The organism is Paenarthrobacter sp. NyZ202 (assembly GCF_049860755.1).
Lineage (GTDB): Bacteria > Actinomycetota > Actinomycetes > Actinomycetales > Micrococcaceae > Arthrobacter.
Genome location: NZ_CP187556.1, coordinates 1,815,428 through 1,834,478 on the forward strand (window position 1 = coordinate 1,815,428; position 19,051 = coordinate 1,834,478).

At 64.5% G+C, this 19,051-nt stretch carries 16 protein-coding genes; all 16 read left to right on the forward strand.

Annotation, left to right across the window (positions count from 1 at the left end; translation table 11 throughout):
- Window positions 1-156: 156 nt before the first annotated feature.
- The 16 genes from ACPFL9_RS08400 to ACPFL9_RS08475 all read left to right on the forward strand — a co-directional run bounded on the left by ACPFL9_RS08400 (window position 157) and on the right by ACPFL9_RS08475 (window position 19,034).
- Window positions 157-528 carry a DUF3040 domain-containing protein gene (locus tag ACPFL9_RS08400; RefSeq protein ID WP_426006984.1) on the forward strand — a complete coding sequence of 124 codons (372 nt, stop codon included), beginning with the start codon at window positions 157-159 and terminating at the stop codon, window positions 526-528.
- Window positions 529-1,349: 821 nt separating this feature from the next.
- Complete coding sequence (mraZ, locus tag ACPFL9_RS08405) at window positions 1,350-1,781, forward strand: division/cell wall cluster transcriptional repressor MraZ (protein ID WP_426006986.1); 432 nt, start codon at window positions 1,350-1,352, stop codon at window positions 1,779-1,781.
- Window positions 1,782-1,915: 134 nt separating this feature from the next.
- Window positions 1,916-2,944 (forward strand): 16S rRNA (cytosine(1402)-N(4))-methyltransferase RsmH, encoded by a 1,029-nt coding sequence (rsmH, locus tag ACPFL9_RS08410; protein WP_426007517.1) that lies wholly within the window; start codon window positions 1,916-1,918, stop codon window positions 2,942-2,944.
- Window positions 2,941-3,591: a hypothetical protein gene (locus ACPFL9_RS08415; protein WP_426006987.1), complete on the forward strand. Its 651-nt coding sequence runs from the start codon at window positions 2,941-2,943 to the stop codon at window positions 3,589-3,591. Before rsmH ends, ACPFL9_RS08415 begins: the two co-directional genes overlap by 4 nt.
- 42 nt (window positions 3,592-3,633) lie before the next feature.
- The gene (locus ACPFL9_RS08420) at window positions 3,634-5,430 is read left to right on the forward strand and encodes a peptidoglycan D,D-transpeptidase FtsI family protein (protein ID WP_426006988.1); all 1,797 of its coding nucleotides are present in this window, start codon (window positions 3,634-3,636) and stop codon (window positions 5,428-5,430) included.
- 102 nt (window positions 5,431-5,532) lie between these two features.
- Complete coding sequence (locus ACPFL9_RS08425) at window positions 5,533-7,167, forward strand: UDP-N-acetylmuramoyl-L-alanyl-D-glutamate--2,6-diaminopimelate ligase (RefSeq protein ID WP_426006989.1); 1,635 nt, start codon at window positions 5,533-5,535, stop codon at window positions 7,165-7,167.
- Between the two features lie 6 nt (window positions 7,168-7,173).
- A complete protein-coding gene (locus ACPFL9_RS08430) occupies window positions 7,174-8,664 on the forward strand; it encodes a UDP-N-acetylmuramoyl-tripeptide--D-alanyl-D-alanine ligase (RefSeq protein WP_426006990.1) in 1,491 nt (496 codons plus the stop codon).
- Window positions 8,661-9,770 (forward strand): phospho-N-acetylmuramoyl-pentapeptide-transferase, encoded by a 1,110-nt coding sequence (gene mraY / locus ACPFL9_RS08435; RefSeq protein ID WP_426006991.1) that lies wholly within the window; start codon window positions 8,661-8,663, stop codon window positions 9,768-9,770. Before ACPFL9_RS08430 ends, mraY begins: the two co-directional genes overlap by 4 nt.
- Window positions 9,752-11,341 (forward strand): UDP-N-acetylmuramoyl-L-alanine--D-glutamate ligase, encoded by a 1,590-nt coding sequence (gene murD / locus ACPFL9_RS08440; RefSeq protein WP_426006992.1) that lies wholly within the window; start codon window positions 9,752-9,754, stop codon window positions 11,339-11,341. The genes mraY and murD overlap by 19 nt, the downstream gene beginning before the upstream one ends.
- Before the next feature lie 2 nt (window positions 11,342-11,343).
- A complete protein-coding gene (gene ftsW / locus ACPFL9_RS08445) occupies window positions 11,344-12,642 on the forward strand; it encodes a putative lipid II flippase FtsW (protein WP_426006993.1) in 1,299 nt (432 codons plus the stop codon).
- A gap of 10 nt (window positions 12,643-12,652) precedes the next feature.
- A complete protein-coding gene (gene murG, locus ACPFL9_RS08450; RefSeq protein ID WP_426006994.1) occupies window positions 12,653-13,771 on the forward strand; it encodes an undecaprenyldiphospho-muramoylpentapeptide beta-N-acetylglucosaminyltransferase in 1,119 nt (372 codons plus the stop codon).
- Window positions 13,768-15,141 (forward strand): UDP-N-acetylmuramate--L-alanine ligase, encoded by a 1,374-nt coding sequence (murC, locus tag ACPFL9_RS08455; protein WP_426006995.1) that lies wholly within the window; start codon window positions 13,768-13,770, stop codon window positions 15,139-15,141. The genes murG and murC overlap by 4 nt, the downstream gene beginning before the upstream one ends.
- Window positions 15,134-16,102: an FtsQ-type POTRA domain-containing protein gene (locus ACPFL9_RS08460; RefSeq protein ID WP_426006996.1), complete on the forward strand. Its 969-nt coding sequence runs from the start codon at window positions 15,134-15,136 to the stop codon at window positions 16,100-16,102. The genes murC and ACPFL9_RS08460 overlap by 8 nt, the downstream gene beginning before the upstream one ends.
- 214 nt (window positions 16,103-16,316) lie before the next feature.
- Entirely contained in the window at window positions 16,317-17,540 is a 1,224-nt protein-coding gene (ftsZ, locus tag ACPFL9_RS08465; RefSeq protein WP_426006997.1) for a cell division protein FtsZ, read from the forward strand.
- Window positions 17,541-17,566: 26 nt separating this feature from the next.
- Window positions 17,567-18,289: a polyphenol oxidase family protein gene (locus ACPFL9_RS08470; RefSeq protein WP_426006999.1), complete on the forward strand. Its 723-nt coding sequence runs from the start codon at window positions 17,567-17,569 to the stop codon at window positions 18,287-18,289.
- Window positions 18,273-19,034: a YggS family pyridoxal phosphate-dependent enzyme gene (locus tag ACPFL9_RS08475; protein WP_426007001.1), complete on the forward strand. Its 762-nt coding sequence runs from the start codon at window positions 18,273-18,275 to the stop codon at window positions 19,032-19,034. Before ACPFL9_RS08470 ends, ACPFL9_RS08475 begins: the two co-directional genes overlap by 17 nt.
- The last annotated feature ends 17 nt before the right edge of the window (window positions 19,035-19,051 follow it).

The following is a 19,051-nucleotide window of genomic DNA, read 5'->3' on the forward strand; positions in this document are numbered from 1 at the left end:
GATCGTCTGGACAGCTGTTTCCTGAACAGTCGGCCCGGGAAAATGATTGCCACAAGGTCATGATTTTCCGGGAACGTCTGGCAACGCCCGATCGTTTGGGAAAGAGACGCACAGGCCGCGTTCCGTCCAGACGCTGGCTGACTAAAGGAGGTCGCGATGCCCCTCTCGGAGCACGAACAGAAGCTGCTTGAGCAACTTGAAAAGCAGCTTCACGAGGACGATCCGAAGTTTGCCAACACCATGGGTTCGGATCCCATCCGCAGCTGGTCCACCAGGCATGTCATCATCGGTGTGCTGGGCGCTATTGCCGGCATCCTGCTTTTGCTGGTCGGAGTCTCGATCCAGCAGATCTTCGTGGGCGTGCTTGGCTTCGTTGTCATGGGGGCGGGCGTCTACTTCGCCACTCTCCGCGGCGCGGCCTTTGGCAAGTCCCGCGGCGGCGGAAAGCCAGGCAAGGCGCGGACCAAGAGTTCCTTCATGAGCAACCTTGAAGAACGCTGGGACGAACGCCGCCGGGACGACACCTAAGCTCCGGAGCCGGCGTGCAGGCCTGCGCGCGGACTCCCACTGCTGACAGGACGCCGGTGCCCCCGGTTCCTCATCCGTGCCCGAAGCCTCTGTTCCTGGTGACCGTTCCGAGGTGACGGTTCCGTGGTGACGCCCAAGCCAGAACGTGGTGATGCCCAAGCTGGAAAAGGTCCAGCGCCCCTGCTCCCATTCCAACGCCCATCCCGGGCGCCCTGCCGATGCATTGCTGGAAGGCACTTCTTCCGTGCGCAGGTTAAGTACCGTCGGTAAAGATGCCTTCCCGCATCCACTCAGCTTGGCCTGCTCGGATCTGATTGCCCCTGGAGACCCGCGCCGGGTCTTTTGTGTTTAAGGCGGGTCTTTTTTGTTTAACACGCAGCAGCACTTGAACGGGGCGTGACCGGTCGGCCGTTCCCGGCCTCCAGTGTCCTTGACCACGCCACCCCCAGAGCCTGCCACTTCCCTCCACCTGTTCCACCTTCCTCCACCTGCTCCACCTGCTCCACCTGCTCCACCTTCCTCCACCTGCTCCACCTTCCTCCACCTGCTCCACTTCCCTCCCTTGGCTGCGCCCTCCGTCCTCGCCGGCCTTCCCCGGGGCCGCAGTGTGGAGCTTTTCGCCACCCGCGGCCCTCCCCGTGCCCCACTTTCCTCCCCGCAGCCGCAATCCGCGTGATTCCGGGCTTGATGCCACCAAGAGTGGGGGCGAAACACCCGATCCTGCGTTGACTGTGGGGCAATGTGGAGTAAAGTGGAGCGCATAAGAGGGTAGTGGCATCGTTGGGTATGTGCGGGCACCTTGATTGAGGGGCGGTGGGCAGGTGTTTCTTGGCACCCATTCCCCGCGTCTCGATGAGAAGGGCCGCATCATCCTTCCAGCCAAGTTCCGCGAGGAGCTTGCCGAGGGGCTGGTCCTCACCAGGGGCCAGGAGCGTTGCATCTACGTCTTCAGCCAGCGGGAATTCGAGCGTATCCACGAATCCATGCGGGAGGCTCCTTTGTCCTCCAAGCAGGCTCGTGACTACATCCGGGTTTTCCTGTCCGGAGCCTCTGACGAGGTACCTGACAAGCAGGGGCGCGTGACCATTCCTCCCGCGCTCCGGGCTTACGCAGGTCTTGACAGGGAATTGGCGGTCATTGGTGCCGGTACCCGCGCTGAGATCTGGGACGCCCAGGCCTGGAACGAGTACCTCGCCGAGAAGGAAGCAGCCTTCTCGGAAACCGATGACGACAATCTGCCCGGGTTCCTATAACCGGACAGAGGGGGCGCTGCCCCGGTTCTTGGATGGGACCTCCAGCCGCCCATCGGACTGCCACCCTGGCTCACCTTCCCCGGAGCCAGGCGGCAGGACGACAGGCGCGGATGGGGATCCGATTCAAGAACGCCATGCAAGCGATTGAGGAAAGAGGAGGCAGCGTGGAAGAGCAGGATCCGGCAAAGCCCACATCTGAGCGCCACGTGCCCGTCCTGAAAGACCGCTGCATCAATCTCCTCGCACCCGGCTTCGAAGCTGCACGCAGTCGCGGCGAAACGCCCGTGGCGATCGATGCCACCCTGGGCATGGGCGGGCACTCCGAGGCCATGCTTCAGAGATTTCCGGACCTCCATCTGGTGGGCATAGACCGCGACGAGGAGGCGCTGGCGCTGGCCGGGGCCCGGCTGGAGCCGTTTTCCGACCGGACTGACCTTGTCCACGCCGTCTACGACGAGATCGAGGACGTCCTGGCCGACCTCGGCATCAAGGCAGTCCACGGGATCCTCATGGATCTGGGCGTCTCCTCCCTGCAACTGGACGAACGGGAGCGTGGTTTCGCCTACTCCTACGACGCGCCGCTGGACATGAGGATGGATACGAGCCGGGGCCAGACGGCCGCTGACGTCGTTAACACCTACAGCGAGGAAGAACTGGTCCGGATCATCCGCAAGTGGGGCGAAGAGAAGTTCGCGGGCCGGATCGCCGCCAGGATCGTTGCCGCCAGAGACCTGAAGCCCTTCGCCACCACGGGTGAGTTGGTGGAACAAATCCGCAGCGTCGTGCCCGCCGGTGCGGCCAAGAGTGGCGGACATCCGGCAAAGCGCACCTTCCAGGCCCTGCGGATCGAGGTCAACGAGGAACTGGACGTGCTGGAGCGCGCGGTTCCTGCAGCAGTTGCGTCCACAGCACTCGGTGGGCGGGTGGTGGTGATGTCCTACCACTCGCTGGAGGACAAGATCGTCAAGTCCGTCTTCCAGACCGGGTCCAAATCCTCGGCTCCCCTGGGATTCCCGGTGGAACTGGAAGAGCACAAACCCGAACTGAAGACACTGACCAAGGGCACTGAAGTGCCTACGGCAGCAGAAATAGCCGAAAACCCCCGTGCGGCATCTGCCCGACTCAGGGCCGTAGAGCGCATCAAGCCAAGGAGAGTCGCATGAGCACCGCCGCAGCCAAGACATTGCCCTCCGTGGCAGGAAACACCGCAAGGGCCTTGCCGTCGCCCGTGGCCAAGCCGGCCGCGGAGAAGGCGCGCACCCCGCTCTCGATCGTCAGGTCGGCTCCCGGACGCAAGCGCACACCGTTCGTGGTGTTGTGCTTTTCCGTGCTGGCGCTTGCCCTGCTGACAGTCCTCGTCCTGAATATTTCGGTCTCCACGGCCCAGTACCAATTGGTGCAGTTGAAAGCCGAGGCAGCAACGCTCAACAAGGAGAACCAGGACCTGACACAGAAAAAGCAGAACTTTGAGGCTCCCCAGAATCTTGCCGCCAAGGCTGCAGAATTGGGAATGGTCCAGTCAACCGTCAAGGGCCAGATTGATCTGGAGACCATGACGGTGACCGGCAAGGCAACCCCTGCTGTTAAGGGCGACAACCCCTCAGCCTTGATTGCCCCGCCGGCCGTGGCAGGCCAGCTTGACGTCGTTCCCTCGGTAACTACCAAGGATCCGTTGGAAAACCTTAAACCGGCCCAACCGTCGGCTCCGTCCGTTCCCGCGGCAACACCTCCGGCTCCGGCGGCAGCTCCCACGGTGGAACTGCACGGCGGATCGGTTCCGGCGCCCGCCCAAAAGGAGCCGGGGCAGTAGTTCATCAATCCACCGAAGCAAGGTCAGCAGCAAGGAATCACTGTGGCGCAGAATCCCGGCAAATCGAAGAAAACGAAGGTGCCGGCGGCGAGGAAGCGCCTCCGGGTTGGCCTTGGCATCATGCTGACGTTGCTTCTGGTGGTCGGCGGCAAGCTCTTCATGGTCCAGGGGCTGGATGTCGGGGGCATGGCTGAAGCTGCGCTCGAAAGCCGCCTGCGGCCCCAGAGCCTTCCGGCAGAGCGCGGAGAGATCGTCGACGCCAACGGAACGGTGCTTGCCAGCAGCGTGATCCGCTACAACATTGTGGTTGACCAGGTCCTCAACACAGCTACAACGGAGTTCAAACGCTACAACGAGGCCACTGAGGAAGTGGACACCATTTCGCGGGACCAGGGCATCACGGAGCTGGCGGCGCTCCTGGGAGCCGACGCTGCCCAGATCAGGCAGTCACTGACCGGCGACAAGAAGTACTTCGTGGTTGCCAAGGACGTGAAGCCCGAGCTGGAGGACCGGATCTCCAAGCTGCACGTACCGGGCGTCTCGGCAGAGGGGGTGAGCAAGCGCGTTTATCCCAACGGCAGCGTGGCCGGCGGTGTAGTGGGCTTCCTCCAAGACGGCACCACAGGACAGGCCGGAATTGAACAGACACAGGATGAACGCCTGCGGGGCGTCGACGGCAAGCGCGTTTTTGAGATCGGAGCCGACGGCCTCCGCATCCCGGTGGCCACTGACGAACTGACACCCGCCGTGGACGGCACGGACGTCAAGCTGACCATCAACACGGACATCCAGTATTTCGCCCAGCAGGCAATCCAAAGCCAAGTCAACAAGTTGAACGCCGAGTGGGGCGTCATTGTGGTGATGGACGCCAAGACCGGCAATTTGATCGCCTTGGCGGACACGAATGCACCGGATCCAAACGACCCCGGAAAAGTGGATGCCAAGGACCGCGGTGTCAGGGCAGTGACCGCTGCCTACGAGCCCGGTTCCGTGGAGAAGATGATTACTGCCGCCGCCGTGATCGAAGAAGGCAAGTCCAGCCCCCTGGACCACTTCACCATCCCGTCTTCCTACACCATCGACGGTCAAACGTTCACGGACGCCTTTGAGCACGGCACGGAGGAACGGACCCTCGCGGGCATTCTCGGGTGGTCCATGAACACCGGCACCGTCATGGCAGGCAGCAGGCTCACCAAGCAGCAGCGCTACGACTGGTTAAAGAAGTTCGGAATCGGCGAGCAGACCGACATCGGACTGCCCGCCGAAGCCACCGGCATCCTCGCCAAACCGGATCAATGGGACGACCGCCAGCAGTACACGGTGCTGTTCGGACAAGGCGTCTCCCAGTCCACCCTGCAGACGGTCCGTGCGTACCAAAGCATCGCCAACGACGGCGTCATGCTCCAACCGCGGCTGATCGACAGTTACATCACACCCGAGGGTGAGGAACAGAAGGTTCCCGCCAAGGACAGCCGGCAGGTGGTCTCCCAGGAAACGGCACAGCAAGTACGCGACATCCTGGAGAGCGCGGTGACGGAGGGCCAGATCAAGGACGCCGCGATCGAGGGATACCGTGTGGGGGCCAAGACGGGAACATCCCAGGCTCCCCGTGAGGATGGTCTGCCGGGATTCGACGGCTACACAGCGTCCATGGTGGGCATGGCTCCCATGGACGACCCCCGGTTCATCGTTGAGGTCGTGCTGCAGCGGCCCAAGGGGAGCATCTACGGCATCACCAACGGGCCGGTTTTCCGTTCGGTCATGGCCCAAGTGCTGCGCACCTACAACGTGGCACCGTCCACCGGGACGCCCGCGCGCTTGCCGCAGTTCGTCAAGTAAGCTTTTTGGGCGTCTGTTTCGGCCGATCTTTAGAACCATTACTACCGACTTGGCGCTGCTGGCCAAGGCCGGTCGTTCCACCGAGCATCAACGGAGAACCACGTGTCAGAGCACAATGAGGCCGCTTCCAACTCCATGCAGCCGGAAGCGGAGGGAGCGGGCTTCCGCCCGGAATCCGTGGCTGCCGTGCCCCTGGCGGACATTGCCGCGAGCCTTGGCGTCATGCTGCCGGATTCCGATGGCAGCACTGCAGTGACGGGCATCTCCCTGAACTCCCGGACAGTGGAGTCCGGCGACCTCTACATGGCCCTTCCGGGCGCATCGCGGCACGGCGCGGACTTCGTGGCCCAGGCCGTCGACGCCGGTGCTGTCGCGGTGGTGACGGACGACGACGGTGCGCGCCAGCTTGCTTTGGCAGGTGACCAGCCCGTACCGGTGCTGATCGTCGACAAGCCGCGTGCCGCCGTCGGGCATCTGGCAGCCTTGATCTACAGGAGCCAGCCCAAGGACGGCGGAGCCCCCACGCTTTTTGGTGTGACCGGAACCAACGGCAAGACCACCACCACCTACTTCATCAATTCCTTGCTGCGGGCGCTGGGCAAGACGCCGGGGCTGATCGGAACCATCGAGATCCTGGCCGGCGGGGCGCCGATCCCGAGCCTGCTCACCACGCCGGAGTCCACGGAGGTGCACGCCCTCCTGTCCCTGATGAGGGAGCGGGGCCTGGACGCGGCGTCCATGGAGGTGTCCTCCCACGCGATCTCCTTCCACAGGGTTGACGGCGTGAAGTTCGACGTCGCCGGGTTCACCAACCTGACCCAGGACCACCTGGACCTGCACGGCAGCATGGAGGAATACTTCCGGACCAAGGCCGAACTTTTTACCTCCGCCCGGGCCCGCCACGCGGTGGTTACCGTGGACGACGAGTGGGGTCGCCGCCTGGCCGGCGAGGCCACCATTCCCCTGACTACCCTTGCTTCGGTGCCGGGCAGCGGCGCGGACTGGGAGGTGGCAGTGCCAACCCCGAACGGCCTTGGCACTGATTTTGAGCTTCGGCACCGCGACGGCGCTGTGCTCCGGGTACACACCGGTCTTCCCGGCGACTTCAACGTGGCCAATGCAGCCCTGGCAACCATCATGGTGCTGGCTTCAGGTGTCGGCGTGGAGGAGTTGCAGACCGCCCTCGATGCCCATGATCCCTTCACTGTGGCCGTGCCTGGACGGATGCAGCTTGTGTCGACCGCTCCGGCCGCCGTGGTTGATTTCGCCCACAATCCCGATGCCCTGGCCCGGGCACTGGAGGCAGTGAGGTCACCCGAACAAGGGTCCCGCGTGATTGTCGTGTTTGGTGCCACAGGGCAGCGTGACCAAGGCAAGCGGCCGACGATGGGGGCGATCGCGGCGCGCCTGGCCGACGTCGTCATCGTCAGCGATGACGATCCCCACGACGAGGACGCCGCGTCCATCCGTGCGGAGGTTCTGCAAGGCGCGCACGCAGCGCGTGAGGCCGACGGCCTCAGCACCGACATCATCGAGTCATATCCCCGCGAAACGGCCATTCGGTTGGCAGTGGACCTTGCGACCGGGAAGGACACGATTCTTGTTGCCGGGAGGGGCCATGAAGTGTGGCAAGAGGTGAAGGGCGTCAACCTGGCCCTCGACGACAGGGTGGAACTCCGGGCCGCCTTGACATCCAAGGGATTCAGCGTTTCCCCGGACCAGCGGATAGAGTCCTGAACCGAGATGATTGCACTTACAGCGGCGGAAATCGCCGACATCACCCATGGCCGCCTTACGGGAGCCGGGGATATTGTTCCCACGTCCGTCGTCACTGACTCGCGGGAGGCGGTTCCCGGGTCCCTGTACGTGGCCAAGCCCGGCGAACACGCCGACGGCCACGACTTCATCGACGCAGCCTTCCACCGGGGCGCCGTCCTGGTCCTGGCCGAGCGTGAGGCCACCGACGCCGAAGGCCAACCGTATCCGGCCGTTATTGTCGATGACGCTGTGCTGGCCATGGGAGCCATCGCGGCAGAGGCCGTCCGTCGGATCCGTGCCGACCGCGCCCGGCGCAGTGAAGAATTCACTGTCGTGGGGATCACCGGTTCCGCAGGCAAGACCACTACCAAGGATCTCCTGGCCGGGGTGTTGTCCACTGCTGGCGCCACCGTGGCACCGCAGGGCTCCTACAACGGCGAAGTGGGAGTTCCCCTCACCGTATTTGCCGCCGACGCCGACACCCGTTTCCTGGTGATCGAGATGGGCGCCACCGGAATCGGCCACATCAAGTACCTGGCCGACATGGTGAAGCCGGACATCGGTGTAGTGCTGGTGGTTGGCTCTGCGCATGCCGGTGAATTCGGCGGCATCGGGAACATTGCCAAGGCCAAGGGTGAACTGGTGGAAGCGTTGAGCGAAACCGGTACGGCAGTCATCAACATGGACGACCCGCGGGTGGCAGCCATGCAGTCCCGGACCAAGGCCCGGGTGCTGGGCTTCACCGCCTCACCGGGAACCAACGAGGACGTTGAAGCCCGCAATGTGGTGGTCAACTCCCAAGGGCACCCTGACTTCGACCTCGTACTTCCCGACGGCGGCCCGGCTGTTCCGGTGCGGAGCCGCCTGATCGGGGGACACCATGTGACGAACCTGCTGGCTGCGGCGGCAGCCGCCTTCGCGGCGGGGATCCCCGTGTCCGATATTGCAGCGTCGCTGAGCACCCAGTCGGCCGCCAGCAGGTGGCGCATGGAACGTACGGAACGTCCTGACGGAGTCACCGTCATCAACGATGCCTACAACGCCAACCCCGAATCGATGCGGGCAGCCCTTCGTACGCTGGCCGACCTCGGACAGGGCCGGCGAACCTGGGCGGTCCTTGGCGCCATGCTTGAGCTGGGGGAGGACTCCATCCGCGAGCACACGGCCGTGGGGACGCAGGTAGTACGCCTGAACATCTCCAGGCTAGTGGTGGTGGGACGCGAGGCACGGGCACTTTACGTTTCCGCTGTCCAGGAAGGCTCCTGGGGAGATGAATGCTCGTTCACTGAGACCGCGGACGAAGCCTACGAGCTCCTGCAGCGCGAGCTTCAACCCGGTGACCTTGTCCTCTTCAAATCGTCCAACGGCGTAGGCCTGAGGCATTTGGGGGATCGGATAGCATTGGCTCCACGGGCTCAGTCCGCCGGGGAAAACGCGGCTGGAGATGCCGCAGGCGAAGGGAACGAGCTCCTGTGATTGCACTTTTGATCGGCGCGGGCGTCGCCCTGTTGGTGGCCTTGATCGGCACGCCATTGTTCATCCGGTTCCTGGTGGCCAAGAGCTACGGGCAGTTCATCCGGGACGACGGACCTACGTCCCACCACACCAAACGCGGCACGCCCACCATGGGCGGAACGGTGGTGGTCGCCGCGGTGCTGGTGGCGTACTTCGTCACGCACCTGATCATGTGGATGATGAACCCGCGCTCTCCGGGGCCGTCGGCCTCCGGCCTGTTGCTGCTTTTCCTCATGGTGGGAATGGGCTTCGTAGGGTTCCTGGACGACTACATCAAAATCTCCAACAAACGCAGCCTGGGCCTGAACGCCAGGGCCAAGCTCATCCTGCAGGCAGCCGTGGGCATCATCTTCGCGGTGTTGGTCCTGCAGTTCCCCAACGAGGACGGACTGCGGCCCGCTTCCACCCAGATCTCCCTGGTCCGGGACATCCCATGGCTTGACCTCGCCTTCGGCGGGACCGTGTTGGGCGCCATCCTGTTTGTCATCTGGTCCAACCTGATCATTACGGCAACCACCAACGGCGTGAACCTCACCGACGGCCTGGACGGTTTGGCCGCCGGTGCCTCCATCATGGTGTTCGGCGCGTACACGATCATGGGCATCTGGCAGAACAACCAAGCCTGTGGCTCACCCCGTGAGGCGGGCAGCGGCTGCTACCTGGTGCGCGACCCCATGGACCTGGCGCTGCTGGCAGCCATCCTCAGCGCGGCCCTGGTGGGCTTCCTCTGGTGGAACACTTCACCGGCAAAGATCTTCATGGGCGACACCGGATCGCTGGCCATCGGCGGCGCCGTTGCCGCCTTCGCGATTCTGTCCCGCACCGAACTCCTGCTCGCCTTCATCGGCGGCCTCTTCGTCCTGATCACCCTGTCCGTGATCATCCAGGTAGGTTTCTTCAGGCTCAGCGGGGGCAAGCGGGTCTTCAAAATGGCTCCCCTCCAGCATCACTTTGAGTTGAAAGGCTGGGCGGAAGTCACGGTCGTTGTCCGTTTCTGGATCCTTGCCGGACTGTTCGTCGCCGCAGGTCTCGGAATCTTCTACGCTGAATGGGTGGTGCTGCTGTGAACCAGGGCCCGGAATCGACGTCTCCTTCAACTGACCGCCTCAAGGACCTCACCAGCTGGGATGCTGACTGGAGGGGCCTCCGGGTGGTGGTCACGGGCATCGGTGTCTCGGGATTCGCCGCTGCCGACACCCTGATCGAACTCGGGGCCAGGGTGGTGGTGGTGGATGCCGCCACCACGGCCAAGGCTGAAGCCCAGGCCGACACCCTGAAAATTGTGGGTGCGGTGGACGTGCTCCTCGGCGAGGCTGCCGTTAGCCGTTTGCCGCTCATCGACGGCGAACTGCCGGAGCTTGTGGTCACCTCCCCAGGGTGGCGCCCTGACCAGGCATTGCTCGCCGCGGCGAAGCGAAAGCACATCGCAGTGTGGGGAGATGTGGAGTTGGCCTGGCGGTTGCGGCAGCGGGCCGGCCGCAAGACGGCGGACTGGCTTGCCATTACCGGGACCAATGGCAAAACAACCACGGTTGGCATGACCGAGTCCATGCTGCAGGCGGCGGGGCTGAAGGCCATCGCCGTGGGGAATGTGGGAACGCCGATCCTGGATGCCTTGCGGGACCCGGTGGAGTATGACGCTTTTGCCGTGGAGCTCTCCAGCTTCCAGCTTCACTGGAGCCATTCCCTGTCGCCGGTGGCCAGCGTCTGCCTTAACGTTGCCGAGGACCACGTTGACTGGCATGGTTCCTACGGATCGTACTTGGCGGACAAGGCCAAGGTTTACGAGAACACGCAGAAGGCTGCCATCTACAACGCCGAGCAGATCGAAACCGAACGGATGGTGGAGAACGCGGACGTCGTGGAAGGCTGCCGTGCCGTCGCCTTCACCACCAATACGCCCGCCATCAGCATGGTTGGCGTCGTGGAAGGTCTGCTGGTGGACCGCGCGTTCATTGCCGAGCGCAAGGATTCCGCCGCTGAGCTTGCTGCCATGTCCGACCTCGGACCGGTGGCTCCGCGGCACATGGTGGCCAACGCCTTGGCCGCGGCTGCCCTTGTCCGCGCCTACGGAGTGGAGCCGGCCGCCGTCAAGCAGGGCCTGCTCAACTACCTGCCTGGTGCCCACCGCATCCAGCTCGTGGCAAAGCACCGCGACGTACTGTGGATCAACGATTCCAAGGCGACAAATCCGCATGCGGCCTCGGCAGCACTCTCGGCTTTCACCAATGTGGTGTGGATAGCCGGCGGCCTGTCCAAGGGCGTCAACTACGACGACCTCGTCAAGGAACACGCCCCAAGGCTCAAAGCCGTGGTGCTGATTGGTACGGACACAGGGGCCCTGGAAGGAGCCCTCCAGCGACACGCGCCGGATGTCCCCGTGATAGCCCAGCCCAAGGGCGACACTGAAAAGGTGCAGACCGCAGCCGGTGACGCGTCCTCGCCGATTTATGGCGAGACCGTCATGGCCCAGGCCGTGGCGGCGGCAGCCAGCGTCGCAGCGCCGGGAGACACGGTGCTTATGGCTCCGGCGGCTGCATCCATGGATCAGTTCTCTTCCTACGCTCACCGTGGCGATGCTTTCATCCAGGCAGTTCGCGAGCTCGTGGAAGGGCAGGCACAGACCACCGAGGAGTAACAATGGTCAGCACGCCCACCCGCACCCGCGGAAAGAACCCCGGGGGAGGGAAAGCCAAGGCTTCGCCGGCTGCCCGAACGCAGCGCAGCGGGCTCCGCGGACACGTCCGGAGCTTTTGGGAGAGCCTTGAGGGCAAGAGCAAGGCCCCCAACAACTCCACGTACTACCTCATCCTTGGCTGTGCGCTGGCCCTGACTGCCATTGGCGTCATGATGGTGCTGTCGGCATCGAGCGTTGAAGCCATTTCCGAAGGCAAGTCGCCGTACGCCGATGCCCTGAAGCAGGCGGTGTTCGGTGTGGTGGGCCTCGTGGGCATGTACGTCATCTCGCGCACCAACGTGAACTGGATGAAGAAATTGTCGTGGTGGGCCCTTGGAGCAACCATTGTGCTGCTGGTGATGGTCCAGGTGTTTGGCCGCCGCGTCAACGGCAACAAGAACTGGATCGACTTCGGCGGCATCACCTTGCAGCCCTCCGAGATCGCCAAGCTGGTGCTGTGTATCTGGATCGCTGCCGTCCTGGCCCGGAAAGTGAACTACCTGCACCGGTGGATGCATGTGATCGTCCCCGTTATACCCGGCGCGGGACTGGTCATGGGGTTGGTGATGGCAGGCAACGACCTCGGAACAGTCATCGTCATCGCCGCCATCGTTGCCGCAACGCTCTACTTTGCCGGCGTTCCCACCAAAATGCTGGCCGTCGCAGGTTTGCTGGGTGCTGTTGGCGCGGCCGCCATGACAGCGATCAGTCCCAACCGCATTTGCCGTGTCACCGCGTGGTTGGGCGTGGACAACGATGCGTGTACTGCGGATTCGGACTTCAGCTACCAGTCGACCAACGGCATGTACGGACTGGCCCAGGGCAGCTGGACAGGGTTGGGGCTGGGGCAGAGCAGGCAGAAGTACAACTGGCTGCCGGAAGCCCACAACGACTTCATTTTCGCGATCATCGGCGAAGAACTGGGCCTGGTGGGCACGATCGTCGTGCTGGCCCTCTTCGCGATTCTTGGGATCGCCATTTTCCGTGTGGTGGTCCGCCAAACTGATCCGTTCCAGCGGACACTTGCCGGTGGCATCATGGTGTGGTTGCTCGGCCAGGCCAGCATGAACATGGCTGTGGTCACACAGCTCCTCCCGGTCATCGGGGTACCGCTGCCCTTCATATCTTCCGGCGGGTCCGCCCTGGTGATGTCATTGTGCGGCGTGGGCGTAGTGTTGTCTTTGGCCCGGGCCCAGCTTCCTCCCCAACAACGGCCGCGCTTCCTTCCGCGCCGTTCCTCCAAGACCGCCACGAAAGCGTAAACAGCACTTCATGACTTCAACTCCGCACCAGCCATCCGCACCCCTGTCGGTTGTCCTCGCCGGCGGCGGCACCGCGGGCCACGTCAGTCCGCTGCTGGCCATTGCCGAGGCGATCAAGACCAAGCGCCCGGATGCTGCCCTCCTGGCCGTGGGCACGCCGTCGGGTCTTGAGGCCCGCTTGGTCCCGGCCGCCGGCTACGAGCTGGCGACCATCGACCGGGTGCCCTTTCCCCGACGGCCCTCAGCTGACCTGCTCCGGCTCCCCGGCCGCCTGGCGGGTGCCATCAAGCAGTCGGGACGCATCCTGGACGATGCCGCCGCGGATGTCCTGGTGGGCGTGGGGGGTTACGTTTGCACACCCATGTACCTGGCCGCCCGCCAGCGAAGGATCCCGATCGTCATCCACGAGGCCAATATCCGCCCGGGCCTTGCCAACCGCGTCGGTGCAAGGTTCAGCAGCCACGTGGCCGTGGCGTTTAAGGAGACCAGGCTCAAAGGCGCCCGGCACGTCGGCATGCCCATGCGCCGCGCCGTATCCGGCCTTGACCGCCGCACGGCGGCAGCAGCTGCCAAGGAGTCCCTGGGACTTCGCACGGACCGTCCTGCGTTGATCGTCACGGGCGGATCGTCGGGTGCCCTGAGCATCAACAAGTCCATAGCTGCAGCGCTCCCCGCGCTGGCCGAAGCAGGCATCCAGACGCTGCACATCACCGGAACAGGCAAAGCCGTCCGCGACGCCGAAGGTGGCCTCCTGGCCGCGGAAGGCTACCGGCAGGTGGAATACGTGGACGCCATGGAAACCGTCTACGCCGCTGCGGATGTCCTCCTGGCCCGCGCCGGAGCCGCAACAGTCAGCGAGGTCGCGGCTGTGGGAGTACCGGCAGTCTTCGTTCCACTGCCGGTCGGCAATGGCGAGCAGGCGCTCAATGCCGCATCCCTCGTCGCCGCCGGGGGAGCGCTGCTGGTGGACGACAAGGACCTTGGACCCGGGTGGATCCTGTCCCACGTGGTCCCCCTGTTGTCGGACCCGGGCAGACTCGAGGACATGGCCCGGAAGTCCGAGGCCCTGGGCATCAGAAACGCCGATCAGCGGATGGCTGATCTTGTACTGGAAGCGGTATCAGCATGACGCACCACAACACTGCATCCCTCGGCTCGCTGGGGCGGGTCCATTTCATCGGTATCGGCGGTGTGGGCATGTCTGCCGTTGCCCGGATCATGGTGGCCCGCGGCGTGCCCGTCAGCGGTTCGGACGGCAAGGACCTTCCTGTCATGCAGGACCTTGCCGCGGCCGGGGCAAGGATCGCCGTGGGGTACGACGCCGGCAACCTGCAGGACGCCCAAACCGTGGTGGCGGGTTCGGCCATCCGTGATGACAATCCGGAACTGTCCGCTGCGCGCGCAGCGGGCCTGCCCGTCCTGCACCGCTCAGAGGCACTGGCTGCCACCATGGCCGGGCACAGGGTCGTGACCATCGCCGGAACCCACGGCAAATCCACCACCACGTCCATGGTTGCGGTCCTCCTCAAGCAGGCGGGGCTTGATCCGTCCTTCGCCATCGGTGCCAACGTCCCGGCCCTCGGCGTCAACGCCGCCCATGGCGCCTCGGACATCTTCGTGGCTGAAGCCGATGAATCAGACGGCTCCTTCCTCAATTACCAACCGTCCATCGCGGTGGTCACCAATGTCGAAGCGGACCACCTCGACCACTACGGTACGGCCGATGCCGTGTTCGCCTCGTTTGATGACTTCGCAGCGCTCCTGCCGCCCGACGGTGTTCTGTTTGCCTGCGCCGATGATCCCGGGGCGCGGGCCCTGGCGGAGCGCACAGCGGCAAAGGAAACCACTCGTGTGCTCACGTATGGGACAGCGGACGACGCCGCCGTGCGGCTTAAGGACGACGGCCCGGGTTCCGTCTCGGTAGAGGCCGCCGGTGGCCGGTACGCACTGGACTTGAAGGTTCCCGGCCGCCACAATGCGCTGAATGCGGCGGCTGCTTTCGCCGTGGCCTTGGAGTTGGGGGTGGCCCCGGACCAGGCTGCGGCCGCGCTCGGCCACTTCACCGGGGCATCCCGGCGGTTTGAACTGAAGGGCCAGGCCGGGGGAGTGCGCGTGTACGACGACTATGCGCACCATCCAACCGAAGTCCGCGCGGCACTGTCGGCAGCGCGGTCCGTTGCGGGCGGCAACAAGGTCCATGTCCTCTTCCAGCCCCACCTGTTTTCCCGGACGCGTGAGTTCGCGGCCGAGTTCGCATCTGCCTTGGACCTGGCGGACACGGCCCTTGTCCTGGACATTTATCCCGCCCGTGAGGACCCCATCCCGGGGGTCACCAGCGACCTGATCGCAAACCGGCTTTCCAACGGAAGGCTCGTGGCTGCCGATGATGCCGTAGCCGGCGTCGTGGCCGCGGCCCGGGATGGCGATGTTGTCCTGACTGTCGGGGCGGGCGATGTGACCGCCTACGGGCCGGTGATTGTGGAGGCCCTTCGTGGCTAGTACCCGCAAGCCAACGTTCAAGCCGCGGGCCGCGGCAGGCGGCGGAAAGACCGGCACCCCCGGCCAGGCCTCCCGGAGTTCCGTGCCCGGGGGTGGATCCCCCGAGGAGGGGGTGATCAGCGCCGAGCGCTCCGTTGAACCGGAACGGAAGGCTCCGCCCAAGGCAAAAGCGAAGGCCGTGAGGTCCTTTCCACGTCCCGGGGCGAAACAACCCGCCAAAGCTGCGGTTCCGCCGGCCGGCAACGTCATAGCCTTTCCCGAGCCGAAGGCGCGCAGGCAGCGGCGGCTGGTGGTATGGACGGCCGCGGTCGTAACTGCTTTGGTTGCCCTGCTGATCACCGGTGCCGTCTATTCTCCTGTCCTTGCTGTCCGGACGGTGACGGTGGACGGGACAAAGCTCCTGACTCCCGACGCGGTCCAGGAAGCGCTCGGCGATCTGGAAGGCAAGCCCCTTCCGCAGGTCACCGAGGAGGAAATCAATACCCTGCTGAAGCCGCTGGTCCAGGTGAGGTCGGCAACCATGGAGGCCAGGCCGCCGTCGGAGTTGCTGGTTCATGTCCACGAGCGGGTTCCCGTGGCGCTGCTCAAGCAGGGCGGCTCCTTTGTGCTGGTGGACGTCGACGGCGTCCAGCTCGGAGTGACACAGGACCAGGCGTCGGTGGCCCTGCCCCTGATCGACGATGGCGCGGCAGCAACCAATACCGAGCTGTTCAAAGCCATTGCAGCCGTCCTGCACACCTTGCCTGCGGACGTCCTGGCGAGGATGTCCACGGCTTCGGCCGCGTCACCGGATGCCGTGGAGCTGAAACTTGTGGATGGAAAGACGGTAGTGTGGGGCAATGCCGACGACAGGGAAACCAAGGCAAAGGCCCTGGAGGCATTGTTGAAGATGCCGCAGGATCCCAAGGTTCCCGTCAGTATTTACGACGTGAGCGTGCCACGGCATCCGTTCACCAAATAGGTGGTTGTGGAGGGTGGCTTCAGTGCGGCGGACGCCTTATTTCGCGGATTCCAGCGACACGCGCAAGCGGTCATTGCATGTGCGAAGCAGAGGAAATACCGTCGCTGTAGAGTTACTTGACATAACTATAACCTTCAACTAGAGGGTTAAGGTCCAAGGATTCAAGTTGGACTCGATCAGTTTCGCAATAGGACACAAGCAAGGGGCACGAAACGTGGCAGCACCGCAGAATTACTTGGCCGTCATCAAGGTCGTCGGCATCGGCGGCGGTGGCGTGAACGCAGTCAACCGAATGATCGAAGTCGGCCTCCGGGGCGTCGAGTTCATCGCCATCAACACCGACGCGCAGGCGCTGCTCATGAGTGACGCTGACGTCAAGCTCGACGTCGGCCGGGAGCTCACCCGCGGCCTTGGAGCCGGCGCCAACCCCGAGGTCGGAAAGCAGGCAGCCGAAGACCACGCCGATGAGATCGAGGAAGTTCTCCGCGGCGCAGACATGGTCTTTGTTACCGCAGGCGAAGGTGGTGGCACCGGCACCGGTGGCGCGCCTGTCGTGGCGCGCATTGCCCGCTCGCTCGGTGCCCTGACCATCGGCGTCGTCACCCGTCCCTTCACCTTCGAAGGCCGCCGCCGCGCAGGATCCGCAGAAGCCGGCATCGATGCCCTCCGCGACGAAGTCGATACCCTGATCGTCATCCCCAACGACCGGCTCCTTTCCATCAGCGACCGCAACGTCTCCGTCCTGGACGCCTTCCGCTCCGCTGACCAGGTCCTGCTCTCCGGTGTGCAGGGCATCACCGACCTGATCACCACCCCCGGCCTCATCAACCTTGACTTTGCCGACGTCAAGTCCGTCATGCAGGGGGCGGGTTCTGCCCTCATGGGTATCGGCTCTGCCCGGGGCGAAGACCGTGCCGTCAAGGCTGCGGAACTTGCCATCGCTTCGCCGCTGCTTGAAGCATCCATTGACGGCGCCCACGGTGTGCTGCTGTCCATCCAGGGCGGCTCGGACCTTGGCCTCTTCGAGATCAACGAAGCCGCCCGCCTGGTCCAGGAAGTCGCCCACCCCGAAGCCAACATCATCTTCGGTGCCGTCATTGACGACGCCCTGGGTGATGAAGCCCGGGTCACGGTCATCGCGGCCGGATTCGACGACGTCAAGGCAACGTCACCGTCCATGGACCAGTCGCGTCCTGCCCAGAACCCGGTACCGGCCGCTGAGCGTCCCGCAGCGCCGGCGTCGGCTCCGTCGAATGCCGCAGCTCCCCAGCACGCCACCGCGGGCATCGGTGCAGCCGGCCTGAGCAACTGGGGCCAGCAGCGCCCGGCGGCCTTGCCCGCTGATTCGGGGTTCGACGTGGACCTTCCGGCAGTCGTGGAGCCGGACCTGACGGGCAACCGCTCTGACGACCTCGATGTTCCCGACTTCCTCAAGTAAGCAAGCAACCGGAGAGTCAGTACCTGGTGTTTTGGTGGCGCAATGAAGTTCGTCCCGGCGTGTCTGTTGCCTTCACGGACGCACGCGCCGGGAACCTGGCCCTTCACGTGGGGGACAACCCGGACGACGTAGCATCGCGCAGGGCGCAGGTGGAACAGGCCGCGGGCCTGGGAGGCCGCACCTTCCAGTACATGAACCAGGTCCACGGCAACAGCGTGGCCGTGATCAACCACTGGGGTGCCGGTCCTACTTCCGACGCCATGGTGTCCGTTGCGGATGCGGCGGGCGGGTCGGTCCAGCCCTTGTCGGTGATGGTTGCGGACTGCGTGCCCGTGGTCCTTGTGGGGTCCACGGAAACCGATGCCCCGGCTGTTGCGGTCGCCCATGCCGGACGTCCCGGGGTTGCCTCTGCGGTGGTGACTGCCACTGTCGACAGGATGCGGGACCTCGGAGCGCGGCACATCACAGCCTGGCTTGGCCCGTCCATTTGCGGGCGGTGCTATGAAGTTCCTGCAGCCCTGCGGGAGCAGGTGTCTGCCGCCGTGCCTGAATCCTGGGCGGAGACATCGTGGGGAACCCCTGCGTTGGATCTTCCCGCGGGCGTGCGTGCGCAACTGGCAGCCTCGGGCGTGGACGTTCTTTACTCAGGGGAGTGCACCCTGGAACACGAGGGTCTTTTTTCTTACCGCCGGGACTCCCGGACCGGTCGGTTCGCAGGATTGGTATGGACACATGACCGGCAAGGATAAGGCAACGCGGGCCCTTGTGGACGGCCCGGCGGACGATGGCCGCACGGCCGAACTCGCCGGGCGGCTTGAGGCTGTCCGGCAGCGGATCACCGCTGCCACCGCCGCAGCGGGACGTTCCGATGTCCCCGCCCTCATCGTGGTCACCAAGTTCCATCCGGCCGCCGATATCCGCAGGCTGGCTGCATTGGGCGTCCGTGACGTCGGCGAGAACCGCGATCAGGAGGCCTCCGCGAAATCCGTGGAGCTGGCTGACCTGGACGTGCGGTGGCACTTTATCGGGCAGCTGCAAACCAACAAGGCAAAAACCGTCGCCAAGTATGCATATTCCGTCCAGTCCATAGACCGCCCACAGCTCGTTGACGCCTTGGCCAAAGCGGTGCGTCGGGAGAAGGAAGAGACCGGCCGCGCTGACCTCCGCTGCTTCATCCAGGTGAATCTGGACGATTCCGCCGGAGCGCATCGGGGCGGGGCGCAGCCTTCCGAGGTCTTGGCCCTGGCGGAAAAGATTACGGCGGCCGACGGGCTGGTGCTTGCCGGCCTGATGGCGGTCGCGCCCCTGGGAGGCGATCCCGAGGCGGCCTTCGGGAAACTGGCCCGTATTTCTGCGGATTTGCGAGCTGAGTACCCGTCCGCTGACGCTGTCTCCGCCGGCATGAGCCAGGACCTGGAAGCCGCCATCGGGTCCGGAGCGACACACCTGAGAATTGGCTCCGATATTCTCGGTTCGCGTCCTGCGGTGGGGTAGCGTCAAAGTATTGGAAT